The 14,419-nt window shown below is 47.5% G+C and carries 11 protein-coding genes; 7 read left to right on the forward strand and 4 right to left on the reverse strand.

From position 1 onward, the window contains the following. Positions 1 to 7 precede the first annotated feature (7 nt). Complete coding sequence (gene manA / locus Q1V85_RS02770; protein ID WP_300597223.1) at positions 8 to 1,216, forward strand: mannose-6-phosphate isomerase, class I; 1,209 nt, start codon at positions 8 to 10, stop codon at positions 1,214 to 1,216. A gap of 30 nt (positions 1,217 to 1,246) precedes the next feature. Continuing rightward, on the forward strand, positions 1,247 to 2,047 hold the full coding sequence (gene pyrF, locus Q1V85_RS02775; protein ID WP_300597225.1) for an orotidine-5'-phosphate decarboxylase: 801 nt from the start codon (positions 1,247 to 1,249) through the stop codon (positions 2,045 to 2,047). Positions 2,048 to 2,125: 78 nt separating this feature from the next. Here the strand turns inward: pyrF and Q1V85_RS02780 are convergent, their stop codons facing one another. The 4 genes from Q1V85_RS02780 to Q1V85_RS02795 form a co-directional block, all read right to left on the reverse strand. Continuing rightward, entirely contained in the window at positions 2,126 to 2,695 is a 570-nt protein-coding gene (locus Q1V85_RS02780; protein ID WP_300597227.1) for a hypothetical protein, read from the reverse strand. A gap of 155 nt (positions 2,696 to 2,850) precedes the next feature. Continuing rightward, positions 2,851 to 3,348, reverse strand: a complete 498-nt coding sequence (locus Q1V85_RS02785) for a lipocalin family protein (protein ID WP_300597229.1) — start codon at positions 3,346 to 3,348, stop codon at positions 2,851 to 2,853. Positions 3,349 to 3,487: 139 nt separating this feature from the next. Further along, complete coding sequence (locus Q1V85_RS02790) at positions 3,488 to 3,826, reverse strand: L-rhamnose mutarotase (RefSeq protein ID WP_300597231.1); 339 nt, start codon at positions 3,824 to 3,826, stop codon at positions 3,488 to 3,490. Between the two features lie 80 nt (positions 3,827 to 3,906). Continuing rightward, positions 3,907 to 6,294, reverse strand: coding sequence for a thiamine pyrophosphate-dependent enzyme (locus Q1V85_RS02795; RefSeq protein WP_300597233.1), 2,388 nt, complete (start codon positions 6,292 to 6,294; stop codon positions 3,907 to 3,909). Between the two features lie 136 nt (positions 6,295 to 6,430). Between Q1V85_RS02795 and Q1V85_RS02800 the strand changes: the two genes are divergently transcribed. The 5 genes from Q1V85_RS02800 (at position 6,431) to Q1V85_RS02820 (ending at position 14,414) form a co-directional block, all read left to right on the forward strand. Next, complete coding sequence (locus tag Q1V85_RS02800) at positions 6,431 to 6,820, forward strand: DUF1573 domain-containing protein (protein ID WP_300597235.1); 390 nt, start codon at positions 6,431 to 6,433, stop codon at positions 6,818 to 6,820. 93 nt (positions 6,821 to 6,913) lie between these two features. Next, entirely contained in the window at positions 6,914 to 8,110 is a 1,197-nt protein-coding gene (locus Q1V85_RS02805) for a pyridoxal phosphate-dependent aminotransferase (RefSeq protein ID WP_300597237.1), read from the forward strand. Between the two features lie 314 nt (positions 8,111 to 8,424). Next, entirely contained in the window at positions 8,425 to 9,744 is a 1,320-nt protein-coding gene (locus Q1V85_RS02810) for an ammonium transporter (protein ID WP_300597238.1), read from the forward strand. A gap of 327 nt (positions 9,745 to 10,071) precedes the next feature. After that, complete coding sequence (locus Q1V85_RS02815) at positions 10,072 to 13,119, forward strand: amidohydrolase family protein (RefSeq protein WP_300597240.1); 3,048 nt, start codon at positions 10,072 to 10,074, stop codon at positions 13,117 to 13,119. A 17-nt stretch (positions 13,120 to 13,136) separates the two neighbouring features. Next, on the forward strand, positions 13,137 to 14,414 hold the full coding sequence (locus Q1V85_RS02820) for an amidohydrolase family protein (RefSeq protein WP_300597242.1): 1,278 nt from the start codon (positions 13,137 to 13,139) through the stop codon (positions 14,412 to 14,414). Positions 14,415 to 14,419: the final 5 nt, after the last annotated feature.

A 14,419-nucleotide genomic window follows, 5' to 3' on the forward strand; every position in this document is an offset into this window, starting at 1 on the left:
TTTTAATATGCAAAAGCTGGCATTACTCAAAGGAGATGTAAAGCATTACGACTGGGGAGGCGTGTCGTTTATTCCCGCCCTGCTCCAGGTAGAAAACCCGCAGATGAAACCCTTTGCGGAATACTGGATGGGGGTGCATCCCGGAGCAAATTGCACGCTGGTGCTGAACGACGGAAAGGAAGTATTGCTGCGGGATTATATCCGGATCAACCCGGAGGAATTGCTGGGGCACGCTGTAAAAGCCGCCTTTGGCCAGATGCCCTATCTGTTAAAGGTACTGGATGTAAAAGATATGCTTTCCATCCAGGTGCATCCGTCTAAAAAACAGGCCGCACAGGATTTTGAAGCAGAGAACCGTAAAGGAACTCCGTTAAATGCACCCAACCGCAATTATAAAGATGCCAATCATAAGCCGGAGCTGATGGTAGCGTTAAGCGGTTTTTACCTGTTACATGGTTTTAAACCGGAAGCGCTATTACTGCAAACGCTGGAAGCTGTGCCGGAGCTGCATGTTTTTATACCGGTATTTAAAACCGAAGGTTACAAAGGACTGTATAAAATGGCGATGGAGTTGCCGCAAGAGGAGGTGAATGAGCTGCTGCAGCCGCTGATCAACCGCACCATTCCATTGTACCTCCAGGAAAAGCTAGACAAGTCCTCCGAAGATTTTTGGGCGGCCCGTGCGGCGCAAACCTTTTTACAGCCAGGTTCCATCGACCGGGGTATTTTTTCGATCTATTTTTTTAATATCCTGCACCTGAAAACAGGGGAGGCTATCTTTCAGGATGCGGGCGTACCGCATGCCTACCTGGAAGGATACAATGTAGAGATCATGGCCAGCTCTGATAATGTGCTGCGGGGCGGACTTACTTCCAAGCATATTGATACGGCCGAACTGCTGAAACATACCAAATGTGAAGCAACCCACCCGCAGATCATTCCGGCGCGGGCCGATAAAAAAGAGAAAGTATACCCGGCACCGGTGCCGGATTTTGAATTGCATTCGTATGACCTGAAGACGGGCGATGAACTGGTGCTGGAGCCGGCCACCGCTGAACTTTTCCTGTTAACGGATGGCGAGGCAGAACTGTCGGCCGATGATACCCGCATTGTTTTAAAGGCAGGGACCATCGCTGCAGCAGCCTTTCCGGGAGCGGTTATAAAAATGCTGGCCGGTGCTCCTACCCGCATATTCAGGGCTACAGTGCCTTTATAATTTTAGAAGATTTAATAAACGGATATAAACATGACCCGCGAACAATTAGTTGCACAGATCTATAATAAAAAGTCTTATTTGTGTGTAGGATTAGATACCGATCTGGCAAAGATTCCTGCACATTTTGCAGGGAACCCCGATGCGCTGTTCCTTTTTAATAAAGCCATCATTGATGCTACGCGCGAAACCTGTGTTGCCTATAAGATCAATACCGCTTTTTATGAAGCATTGGGTACAAAGGGATGGGATGCCATGGAACGGACGGTGCATTATATTGGCGCGGATCATTTTAAGATCGCCGATGCCAAGCGGGGAGATATCGGCAATACCAGTGATCAGTATGCCAAAGCCTTTTTTGAAACACTTCCCTTTGACGCCGTAACGGTAGCCCCTTATATGGGCGAAGACAGCGTAAGGCCCTTCCTGGAATACGAAGGTAAATGGGCAATCGTATTGGGACTTACCTCGAATAAAGGTGCACAGGACTTTGAGTTGCAGGCAAGCGGTAGCGAATTGCTGTATGAGAAAGTATTAAAAACTGTTTCTTCCTGGGGCACAGATCAAAACCTGATGTTTGTAGTAGGAGCCACGCAGGCGGAAGCCTTTACCCGGATCCGGGAATTGATTCCCGATCACTTTCTCCTGGTGCCGGGAGTAGGAGCCCAGGGAGGAAGTTTGGAGCAGATCTCCGAAAAAGCCATGAATAAAGACTGCGGACTTTTGGTAAACGCAAGCCGGGCAGTGATTTATGCTTCGGCGCAGGAAGATTTTGCCAGCGCAGCTGCAACCATCGCAACACAATACCAGGAAGAAATGGGTACATACCTGTAACAAGGGCGTATCAGAAAATACGGGAACAAAACGGGCGGCGATGGTTTAAAGTATGGCTTTCGGTTTAGGGGAACAGGGCTACCGGGAATGTGCATCGGCCTGCAACCAAATGGCCAGCAATCCGTCGTCTGTACCAAGCACCGGATCTGTATCCGGAAGCGCAATGCCTGCGATCTGCTCAGCATCTTTTGAATTACCGGAGGTTTCTTTTCGGATCCTGGGCGTTACATCGAGTGAGGATGCACCGGTAATCTTAAAATCGGTGCTTGACTCAAGATGCCGGAGGGCTACGCCCGCTGGAATGACCAACACATCGCCTTTTTCAATAATCATCGTAAGACCTAATGTTCCACCCAATTGCCATTTGGCTTCTCCGGAACAAACACCCAGCACAATATGGGTGTTAATATAATAGTAGGCCACATCAAAGAATTGTAAACCAGAAAACGGGAACCATTTGTTGGTGACGAACTTTTTTTTTAGCCAGCTTTCGCAGGCCTCATATTCTTTATCGAAAAAGTTTCTGTACACCAGTAGCGGATGCGGACTATTAGGGATCAAACGGTCTTCCCTGAAATAAAAAATATCGGGATTGATCCTTCGCTGCTCCCAGGGCACCCATTCACGGAGTTTGTTTTTTTTGAGCATGTTTTTAGTATTGCAAGTCATATGCCAGTAACCGCCCGTACCAGATTTATATCATTCTTTTTACGAAACGAGCCGTAAGAAAGAGAAAAAGAAACATAAAAAAACCGTTTCCAAGCAGAAACGGTTTTTTTATTTGGAAGGTTAATGGTTGTGGTCTATTGTCTTTGGAAATTGTAAACAATGTAAATGGTTTTTCCCTCAAAGGAAATAGGGGACTGCGCAATAAAGTGATCTTTTCCGGAAGAAGTAACTTCCATTGAGTATCCTTCTGCAACGTTCTTGGATTGGTTCTTTTTCAATCCATCTACTCGTTTGAAATTGAGGTTTGTAACGCCATTGCTGTTGCGGGTCGACCATAAGATCTGGCGGGGGCCTGCGGAACAATCCTGTCCGTTGATCGTATAGCTTCCGTAGCCGTTGTTGGGAAAGGTCCAAACGCTGCCTTCAAAACATTTAAGCGCTACATCATCAAAGGCTTCAACTTTAAGATTCTTTGTATCTGTACCTTCAACACTGGTGCCGGTTACCACCCAGGTACCTTTAAAATCCTGGCGCGGAACGGTTGTGGAAGCGCTTTTTTTACTATTGGAGCAGGCAGTGCCTATAACAGAAACGGTAATCAGAAGCAGGACGATTTGTGAAATTCTTTTCATAATCAATGTTTTTATGCTTTATGCAATTGAAATGCCAAATTTTGAGGGATAGACGGTACACTTCAAAGAAAGGTTCGGTGCAAGCTGTTAAAAAGGGCAGCAAAGGGGAAATAAAGCTGTATTAGTTAATCAGGATCAATCAGATCTTAAAAACAGATTGCGTAAGGATCCATTTTTCACCGGGGTTCGCAGAGGGCAGGGCCTGCTGATAGTTCCACATCAGTTCCTCCCATTCCTGAACCTTTGCATTTTGCGCATCGGCGGCCTGCTTTTTTTCAAATGAAAATTCCGGCCCGGCTTCAATAATCATAAATAAGCGGTTCTCCACCCTGAAAATTTCCATATGACGGATGCCCGAATCCCGGATGCTTTGCAGGATTTCAGGCCATACGGCCTGATGATACGCTTCATATTCAGCAATGAGTACCGGATCGTTCTTTAAATCCAGGGCAAGGCAATATCTATTTAATGTTTCCATTTTCTGATTTCTGACAAACTTACTAAAATACGAAAGCCCGTTAATGGCCGAACCTGGAACGTTAAACCTGAAACGAAAAATTACTCCCGCATCATATCAATCAGCACTGCAGCAATCTCTTCTGCATTGGGCTTACTGAAATAATCACCGTCGCTTCCATAACCGGGGCGGTGCTCCTTAGCCGTGATGGTGCGTGGAGCCACATCCAGGTAACGGTAGCCACCTTGCTCTTCCATTACTTTATTAAACATATAGGCCGCCGCGCCTCCCGGTACATCCTCGTCAATAAAAATAATGCGGTTGGTTTTTTTCAGCGAGTCTAAAATACGATGATGAATGTCAAATGGCAACAGGGTCTGTACGTCAATCAGTTCGCAGCTGATGCCCCGTGATGCAATTTTCTGAAGGGCATCCTGTATGATGCGCAGGGTAGAGCCATAGCTTACAATGGTAATATCTTTACCCTCCTGCAAGATCTCCGGTACGCCCAGCGCTACGGTCATCGTGTCCAGGTTTTCCGGAAGCCGTTCTTTCAGCCGGTAGCCGTTCAAACTTTCAACGATCAGTCCGGGGTCGTTGCTTTGCAGCAAGGTATTATACATGCCTGCAGCCTGCACCATATTGCGGGGCACACAAATATGTATGCCTCTCAGGGAGTTGATGATCATACCCATGGGCGATCCGCTGTGCCAGATACCTTCCAGGCGGTGTCCCCTGCTGCGGATAATGATCGGGCAAAACTGCTGTCCGCCGGTGCGGTATTGCAGCGAGGCCACGTCGTCGGTTAATGGCTGTAATCCATATACCAGGTAATCGAGGTACTGGATTTCGGCAATCGGCCTCAGGCCCCGTAATGCAAGCCCGATACCCCGCCCCATAATGCTGAGCTCATGAATACCGGTGTCTGAAATCCGTTCGACACCGTGTTTTTTTTGCAGGCCGGCAAATCCCTGGTTTACATCGCCGATCTGCCCCAGGTCTTCTCCAAAGGCCAGCACCTTCGGGTTGTTGGCAAAGAGCTGATCAAAATAATGGTTCAGGATCTCATACCCATTCATTACGGGCGAACTTTCGGTGATCACCGGGGCTATGGGAGGTACTTTTAAGGCACTTTTGGCGCCCTCATTGTAGAGGTTCGAATTATAAATAATGGCATTTTCCCTGCACAGTGTATCATAATACGCCTGTACGCTGCCGGCCTTATCGCCGCAGATCAGGATGGCCCTGTATAAGGTTTGTAATACATTTTTCCGGAGCGGTTCCCGGTTGGTAACCAGGTCCGGGATCAGTTTTTTTAACTCAGCAGCTTTTTCCGGAACGTCAAGGATCAGCTGGTTCAACAGGTTTTTGGTTTGGTCTACCTGTTCCTTAATGGGTTTCAGATAAGCTCTCCAGGCATTGTCACGGCCTTCTTTTACATTCTTCCGGGCATCGGTCTCTATTTTTTCAAGTGTTGCTTCGTCCGCCAGGCCGTTTTTCAGGATCCATTCTTTCAGCTTTTTCAGGCAATCCCGTTCCCGTTCCCATTCCAGGCGTTCGGTAGACTTGTACCGTTCATGGCTCCCGGAAGTACTATGCCCCTGCGGCTGTGTAAGCTCATCTACATGAAACAGTACCGGCGTATGGGTTTCCCGTGCAAGAGCGATCCCCTCATCAAAGGCTTCGATCATTCCCATATAATCCCAGCCCTGCACTTTAGAGATATAAAAACCGTTGGTGCCTTCTTCTTTTTCAAATCCTTTCAGTGCGGCCGAAATGGATCCCTTTGTCGTTTGCATTTCCCTTGGCACCGAAATTCCATATCCGTCATCCCACACAAAAATAACAAGCGGCACCTGGGCCACCCCGGCTGCATTTACGGTTTCCCAAAAATGCCCTTCGCTGGTAGATGCATCGCCAATGGTACAAAAGCAAACCTCGTTCCCGTTATTGGATAAATTTTTAAATTGCTGCAGTTCCGGAATTTCCCGGAAACTTTTAGAGGCATACGCCAGGCCAAAAGACCGCGGCATCTGTGCTGCCGTGGGCGCCATATCTGTAGCCGTGTTTTTGATCTCGGTAAGGTTCAGCCAGTTGCCTTCTGCATCCACATTCCGGCTGGTGTAATGGCTGTTCATCTGCCGCCCCATGCTGAACGGTTCATTATGCGGATCAGGGTCTGCATACAGCTGGGCAAAATATTGCTGTGGGGTTCCTACTCCAATGGCAAACATAAACGTCTGGTCGCGGTAATACCCGCTGCGCCAGTCGCCCGGCTTAAAAAATTTAGCCATTGCCACCTGGGCCACTTCCTTTCCATCTCCAAAAATTCCAAATTTCGCTTTGCCGGTCAGCACTTCTCTCCGTCCAAGCAAGCTGGTTTCACGACTCAGGCAGGCAATATAATAGTCATGAAGAACGCCATCTTTGAACCGATCAAAAGAAAGCATTTCACCCGGGGTAGTAAGGTTGGAAGTTTGATTCTCCATATTGGCAAAAATAGGGATATCACAATATACTCATTGCTGAATAATTTTTCAAAGAAGCATGCAACTTTTGGAAACTGTTGAACATCTATATCGTAATTTTGTTGTTTTTACATCAGTCATCACAAAAAATAGCATTATGAAGAAATTTTACCTTTTGGCGATTTTGTTTTTAGCGGGTTTTGCAGTAGTGTCCCAGGCGCAGGAAGCGGTACCTGCGGATCAGGTGATTAAAATGGCAAAAGAAGAATATCAGTTGGGTAAATTGAAATTTAAAGAGGGTACTACTTTTTTTATGGAGTTTACCAATATCAGCAAGAAGCCGGTGATTGTAGAAAATGTAGTGGTAGGTTGCGGCTGTACCGTAGCAGAAAAGCCATCGGCGCCCATTATGCCGGGAAAGGTTGGAAAAATTAAGGTGGGGTATGATGCCACCGCTGCTGCTGGTAGTTCGTTTAAAAAAGATGTAACCATTAAAATAAAGGGAGCTCAGCCAAAAACGGTGTATTTTACCGGTGAGATCATCTAAAGAGTTTAGTTTTTTTTAGTTTTATTGAACAGTTTCAACTTATTCCATCTGCAAAGATGGAATTTTTTTATTTTTGCCCTCTTATTTTTCAGTATGCTTAGAATTTCTCAAAGAGGAGTAGATATGCCGGCTTCACCCATCCGGAAGCTGGTTCCGTATGCCGAAGCGGCAAAACGAAGGGGGATGACGGTTTACCATCTGAATATCGGCCAGCCCGATATCGAAACACCTCCGGCCATCATGCAGGCGGTGAGGGATGTAAAAATGCCGGTACTGGAATATAGCCACAGCGCCGGGAACGAAAGTTACCGTCGCAAGCTGGTTGAATATTACAAGCGGATCGGCATCCAGGTTACCCATGAGCAGATCATGGTAACCACCGGGGGAAGTGAGGCGATATTGTTTGCTTTTTTCGGTTGCCTGAACCCGGGAGACGAAGTCATTATTCCCGAACCTTTTTATGCCAATTACAATGGATTTGCCTGCACGGCGGGTATTAAGGTGGTGCCCATTCCTTCTTCGATTGATACGGGGTTTGCGCTGCCCCCGGCTGCGGCATTTGAGCAGGTGATTACGGACAGAACCCGGGCGATCCTGATCTGTAATCCCAATAATCCTACGGGCTATCTTTATAGCCGGCAGGAAGTGGAAGCATTGGGTGCCATTTGTCAAAAATACCAGTTATACCTTTTTTCAGACGAAGCTTACAGAGAATTTCGTTATGCCGATACGGAATATATCAGCGCATTGCAGCTGGAAGGACTGGATGAAAATGTGGTCCTGATGGATACCATCAGCAAGCGTTATAGTGCCTGTGGGGCACGGATTGGCGCACTGGTAACCCGAAATGCAGCCGTGTATAATACTGCACTGAAGTTTGCACAGGCACGACTGAGCCCTCCCGGATTGGCGCAGGTAATGGGGGAAGCCGCCGTGGATCTTCCCGAAAACTATTTTGACGCTACCAAAGAAGAATATGAACGCCGCCGCGATTTGCTCGTGCGCCGGCTAAATGCCATGGAGGGCGTGTTTTGTCCCAACCCGGGCGGTGCCTTTTATGCAATGGCCCGTTTACCGATTGATGATTGTGACCGGTTCTGCCAATGGCTGCTCGAGTCGTTTAGCCATAACAATCAAACGCTGATGCTGGCGCCTGCAACCGGCTTTTATGCAACTCCGGGATTGGGGGGCAATGAAGTAAGACTGGCGTACGTATTAAATACGGATGCCATCGATGCTGCAATGGATTGCCTGGAACAGGCTTTAAAAGAATATCCTGGTAAACGCTAAGATGGCATCTCCCAAATAAAAAATTTCAAGCCCTGGTCAACAGGGCTTTTTTTATATAGTACAGCGTCAAAGCGCGCGTCGGTTATAGGTATTTGTAAAAAATATAATGTATTTGCTTTCGTGATAAATGTCTCATAAAAGGCAGAAAAACGCCGATTATTTATATTATAAAATAAATTATATAAATAAAATATTTAGTTTTTGTAATTATTTTGATTTTTCGTTCATATTTTTGGTGAACAAACAGTCTGTTTATTATTTTATTCGTATTTTTTACTTGATAATTTGAAATATTAAATATATATAACATGTCAATGACTCGAAAACTAGCTATTATCCCTTTTGCATTGTTGATCCTGATTGTAATCCTCAGTTTAGCGTTTGGTCATAATCCGACCGAAATAAAGCAATTCGCTGAAATCAATTCCGGCGATACGGCGTGGATGCTGACCTCGGCAGCCCTGGTACTGATCATGACGCCCGGCCTGGCTTTTTTCTACGGCGGAATGGTGAAAAAGAAAAATGTGATTTCAACCATGTTGCAGAGTTTTATCTGCATGGCGATTGTTTCCATTATCTGGGTGGTTTTCGGATTTAGCCTGGCCTTTGGCGATTCTATCGGTGGTTTTATTGGCAACCCGGGTACTTTTTTCCTGATGAACGGGGTGCTGGAACATAAGCCCTGGGCACTGGCTCCCACGGTACCGCTGGTGGTGTTTGCGTTTTTCCAGTTGAAATTTGCCATCATTACACCGGCATTGGTAACCGGCGCATTCTCGGAGCGCATCCGGTTTACTTCCTATATTTTCTTTATCTGCCTGTTTATTATTTTTATTTATTGCCCGCTGGCGCATGCCACCTGGCACCCGGACGGATTCCTGGCTAAGCTGGGCGTACTTGATTTTGCCGGGGGCACTGTGGTGCATATGAGCGCAGGTCTGGCTGCATTGGCAGGCGCCATTTATTTAAAAAAACGGACGGATACCGGTGAGAACAAACCCGCCCGGATCACGTATGTATTATTAGGTACTGGTTTACTTTGGTTCGGCTGGTTTGGATTCAACGGTGGATCTGCAATGGCCGCCAACGCGCTGGCCGCCTCTGCATTGGCGACTACAGCAGTGGCCTCCGGTGCTGCGGCGTTTGCCTGGGTCATTTTTGATGCACTGCGGGGCAAAAAGCCTTCCGCAATGGGTACCAGCATCGGTGCCGTTGTAGGATTGGTTGCCATTACCCCTGCTGCGGGCTTTGTAAGTTTACCCCATGCACTGGTAATAGGAGTGGTGGCCGCCATTATCAGCAATATGATGGTGGAATGGAGAACAAAAACCGGAATCGACGATACATTGGATGTATTCCCCTGTCATGGTGTGGGTGGAATGGTTGGTATGTTGCTGACGGGTGTTTTTGCCAATAAGGCGATCAATACGGCAAACGCTACCGGTAATGGGTTGTTCTTTGGTGAAACCAAGTTATTCACCACCCATGTGTTGGTGCTGTTGGGGGTGATCGTTTTTGTACTGGCCGCTTCGTTCATTCTTTTGAAAATAACAGACCTCATCACACCGCTGCGTGCCAGTGAAGATGAAGAGCTGGAAGGGCTGGACCGGTCTCAGCACGGAGAAAGCTTATAAACACCATATCCAAAGGATGGTCGCTGTGCGGCGACTTCGTAGGAGACCGGCCTGGTCTCCTACACTATTTTTAGCGTATACTGTTAAATGGAAACAAACTTTGTGTGCATTTAGGATGATCAGATAGCCGCCGATGCGCAGGCAGAGGAATGTTTAACCGGTTTACACCTGGTCTTCAGGCACCCGCTTGCGGGTTGTTTTAATCATTAGACTTAAAGGACGTATCCGCGCATTAGCGGCTGTTCTATGAATGGTTTTCCCGGTTGTAGGGCAATGAATCTATAGAAACGGATTATTTTTCCTATTTTCCTGAAAATTTCTTTGCGAATGAAAAAATTGCTCCTGCTGCCAGTGAGCTGGCTGCTGACGCTGACTGCTACTGCCCAAACTACGTTCCCGGTAAATGGAGTAGCAGACCCCCGGTCGGGCAGTTATGCCTTTATAAATGCTACGATTGTTAAGGATCCGGCAACTACCTTGCAAAATGCCACATTACTCGTAAAAGAGGGAAAAGTGGTAAGTGTGGGTAGCAATGCCCTTCCCGCGGATGCGGTGGTGATCGATTGTAAAGGGAAATATATTTATCCATCCCTCATTGATATGTACAGCGATTATGGCGTATCGCAACGCACCGCAGATTTAGTATTCGATTATACCGTACCCCAGCAGTTCAACAGTGCCACAAAGGGCGCCTACAACTGGAACCAGGCCATTAAAACGGAGGTGAATGCCGCCGATCTTTTTAGTACAGACGACGCAACGGCACAGCCCTTACGGGAACTGGGTTTTGGAACCGTTTTAGTACATCAGAAGGATGGAATTGCCAGGGGAACCGGTGTGCTTACTACGTTGTCTGCAAAAAAAGAGAACCTGACCATTATAAAGGAAAAGGCCGCGGCCTTTTATTCATTTAAGAAGGGAACATCCAAACAAAGCTATCCCTCCAGTACGATGGGCGCTGTAGCGTTGTTACGGCAAAATTACCTGGATGCACAATGGTATAAGACCCGGCCGGAAAAAGAAGGCATTAATAAAACCCTGGAAGCATGGAATGCGATACAGGCGTTGCCCCAGATCTTTGAAACCTCCGATAAATGGGCGGGTTTACAGGCAGACCGGGTCGGCGATGAGTTCGGCGTACAATATATTATAAAGGGAGGAGGAAATGAATACCAGCGGATCAATGAAATTGAGGCGACCAAGGCACCCTATATTCTCCCGCTGAATTTTCCGGATGCCCAAAAAGTAGAAGACCCCGCGGATGCTCGGTTTGTGGCATGGAAGGACCTGGCACATTGGGAACTGGCGCCCACCAACCCGGCGGCCTTTGAAAAACAAAAGATCCCGTTTGCCCTCACGGCCGCTGATCTGAAGGATCTGAAAACCTTCTGGCCGAATCTCCGGAAAGCCATCCTGGCAGGACTTTCGAAGAAAACGGCGCTGGAAGCACTAACGACTACACCGGCGGCGTTTTTGAAAATAGGAGATAAGGTGGGCCGCCTGGAACCCGGTTACCTGGCCAATTTCCTGATCACGAATGGTGATCTTTTTGCAGAAAAAACCACCTTGTTAGAAAACTGGATCCAGGGCGAGCGTTATGATATCAACGCAAAAAACAGTACGGAATTAAAGGGGCTTTATACTTTGAATATTACCGGGGCCAATGGAAGCACGCAATACGAACTGGAAGTAAAAAGCAACAGTCTGGCTACCGTGAAAACAACGGAAGCGCTCACCACCAAATTCAGCTCAGATGGCAACCTGGTATCGCTGAGTTTCTCTTTAAAACCTACCACTAAAATAATAGGAACAGGTCAAAAAGATTCTGTTTTTGAAAACCGGCAGGCGGGTGCATTGATCCGGTTAAGTGGCGTTAATTATGGTTATAACTGGCAGGGAGTAGGTTCCAGCGAAAAAGGAACGCCGGTAAGCTGGGTAGCAACATTGACGAAAGAAACGGTAACTGGAAAAGATTCGTCCCGCCAGACCTGGGAAAAACCGGAAACGCTCATCGTATATCCCTTCAGCAGTTATGGAAATGCCCGGCTGCCGCAGCAGGAAACGATCCTTATAAAAAATGCAACGGTATGGACCAATGAAGCCGGAGGTAAACAGGAGCAAACGGATGTACTGGTAAAAAGCGGCAAAATTACACAAATAGGAAAAGGGATTTCCGCTACCGGTGCACGGGTGATCGATGGTACCGGCAAACACCTTACACCGGGCATCATCGATGAACACTCACATATCGCCGTATTTTCTATAAATGAGGGCGCACAGTCCGTTACTTCAGAGGTGCGGATCGGTGACAATATGAATCCGGAGGATATCAATATTTACCGGCAGCTGAGTGGTGGCGTAACAACGTCGCAGATCCTGCACGGGTCGGCCAACACCATCGGGGGACAAAGCCAGCTGATCAAACTGCGCTGGGGGGCGGATGCCGAAGGCCTCAAGTTTAAAGACGCTGATCCGTTTATCAAATTTGCGTTGGGTGAAAATGTAAAACGTACCACCGTAACACAGGGAAACAACCGGTACCCGGATACGCGCATGGGGGTGTATGAAGTGTTGAATGATGCTTTCCAGCGGGCAAGGGATTATGAAAAGGCGCTGAAATCCGGTGATAAAACCGTCCGGCGCGACCTGGAGCTGGATGCCCTGGTAGAAATACTGAACAGGAAGCGGTTTATTACCTGTCATAGCTATGTACAGAGTGAAATATTGGGGCTCATGAACATAGCGGATAAATATGGGTTTAAGGTAAATACCTTCACCCATGTACTGGAAGGATATAAAGTAGCAGACCGCATCCGGCAACACGGGGCAACTGTATCTACCTTTTCAGACTGGTGGGCTTATAAGAATGAGGTGCAGGATGCCATTCCTTATAATGCTGCGCTCATGCAGCAACTGGGGCTGAATGTTTGCATTAACAGCGATGATCCGGAAATGGCCCGGAGGCTTAACCAGGAAGCTGCCAAAACGATTAAATACGGAGGCGTTTCAGAAGAAGATGCGCTGAAAATGGTAACGCTGAATCCTGCAAAGGCCCTGCATATCGATAACCGGGTGGGGAGCATTAAAGTTGGAAAAGACGCCGACCTGGTGTTATGGAGTGATCATCCATTGAGTATTTATGCCCGCGCAATGTATACATTGGTAGATGGGGCCGTCTACTTTAACCGGGAGCAGGACCGGGAATCGCGGGTACAGGCCGCCGCCGAACGCAACCGGCTGCTGCAAAAAATGCTGTCTGCCACAAAAAACGGGGCGCTTACGGTGCCGGTGAAGCCCACCGCGCAGGTAGTGCTGCATTGTGAAGAACATGAACAGGCGGAGGGGATACTGGACGTGGACGCATTTGATCTTTAATTGTAAAAAAATATTCCATGAAATTTTTGATATACATTTTTTTATTGCTGCTAACAGTTCCTGCATTTGCCCAGGATGATATCTATCCTGCAAAAAAGCAGGAAGGAACGATCGTTATTAGTAATGGCGTTATTCATACAGGCAGGGGACAGATAATACCGCAAGGGAGCGTGGTTGTTAAGGACGGAAAGATCCTGAAGGTGAGCGACCGGCCGGAAAGCATTCCGGAAGCCACAGTAATCGATGCCGCCGGCAGGCATGTTTATCCCGGGTTGATACTGGCCAACACCGATCTTGGATTGCGTGAGATCCTCAGCGGCGTAAGAGCTAGCAACGACTATTATGAATTGGGTGATTATAACCCTGATGTGCGGTCGGTGGTGGCTTACAATGCCGATTCAAAGATCATCAACACGCTCCGGTCTAATGGGATCCTGCTGGCGAACATAGTACCCGGCGGGCGTTTTCTAACCGGCACTTCATCGGTGGTACAGTTGGATGCCTGGAGCTGGGAAGATGCGCTGTATACGGCAGATATTGGTATGTTCCTTAACCTGCCGGCATTGTTTCGCTCGCCGCGATCCACAGGTTCGGATCCGGTAAAAGAGGATATGAAAAAGATCGAAATGCTAAAAACCTTCTTCCGGGAAGCGAAGGCCTATTTAAAAGGAGCGGAAAAGAAAGCAACCAATCTTAAGTTTGAAGCCATGCGTCCGCTCTTTGAGAAAAAACAGAAATTATTTGTGAATGCCGATATTTCCCGGCAGATTTTAATGGCCATTGATCTGGCAAAGGCCTTTGACATTCAGGTAGTGATCGTGGGCGGAAGCGATAGCTACCTGTTGGCAGACCTGCTGAAACAAAATAACATACCGGTTATCCTGAACTCAATTCATGCCCTGCCCACGATGGAAGATGACGATGTAGATCAGCCGTTTAAAACACCCGCCATATTACAAAAAGCCGGGGTGCTTTTTGCGCTCAATGACGATGAAGGCTCGAGCCGTTACCGCAACCTGGCATTTTTTGCCGGTACCGCAACGGCTTATGGCTTATCGAAAGAGGAAGCCCTGCAGGCGGTTACACTCAATGCCGCCCGGATCCTGGGCATTGAAGACCGGACGGGTTCCCTGGAAGCCGGTAAGGATGCCAATATTGTAATAACCACGGGCGATCTCCTGGATATGAAAAGCAGCGTGGTAACCGATGCCCTGATCCAGGGAAGAACGATCGATCTGAACAACAAGCACAAACAACTATACGAACGGTACCGGCACAAATACCAATTGCAATAATACCC

It is taken from the genome of Niabella sp. (assembly GCF_030150205.1).
Lineage (GTDB): Bacteria > Bacteroidota > Bacteroidia > Chitinophagales > Chitinophagaceae > Niabella.

Bases quoted from the DNA above. Each gene is read 5' to 3' on its own strand.
- pyrF (WP_300597225.1), top strand. From the start codon at position 1,247: ATGACCCGCGAACAATTAGTTGCACAGATCTATAATAAAAAGTCTTAT.
- Q1V85_RS02800 (WP_300597235.1), top strand. From the start codon at position 6,431: ATGAAGAAATTTTACCTTTTGGCGATTTTGTTTTTAGCGGGTTTTGCA.
- Q1V85_RS02785 (WP_300597229.1), bottom strand. From the start codon at position 3,348: ATGAAAAGAATTTCACAAATCGTCCTGCTTCTGATTACCGTTTCTGTT.
- Q1V85_RS02805 (WP_300597237.1), top strand. From the start codon at position 6,914: ATGCTTAGAATTTCTCAAAGAGGAGTAGATATGCCGGCTTCACCCATC.
- Q1V85_RS02790 (WP_300597231.1), bottom strand. From the start codon at position 3,826: ATGGAAACATTAAATAGATATTGCCTTGCCCTGGATTTAAAGAACGAT.
- Q1V85_RS02780 (WP_300597227.1), bottom strand. From the start codon at position 2,695: ATGCTCAAAAAAAACAAACTCCGTGAATGGGTGCCCTGGGAGCAGCGA.
- manA (WP_300597223.1), top strand. From the start codon at position 8: ATGCAAAAGCTGGCATTACTCAAAGGAGATGTAAAGCATTACGACTGG.
- Q1V85_RS02810 (WP_300597238.1), top strand. From the start codon at position 8,425: ATGACTCGAAAACTAGCTATTATCCCTTTTGCATTGTTGATCCTGATT.
- Q1V85_RS02795 (WP_300597233.1), bottom strand. From the start codon at position 6,294: ATGGAGAATCAAACTTCCAACCTTACTACCCCGGGTGAAATGCTTTCT.
- Q1V85_RS02820 (WP_300597242.1), top strand. From the start codon at position 13,137: ATGAAATTTTTGATATACATTTTTTTATTGCTGCTAACAGTTCCTGCA.
- Q1V85_RS02815 (WP_300597240.1), top strand. From the start codon at position 10,072: ATGAAAAAATTGCTCCTGCTGCCAGTGAGCTGGCTGCTGACGCTGACT.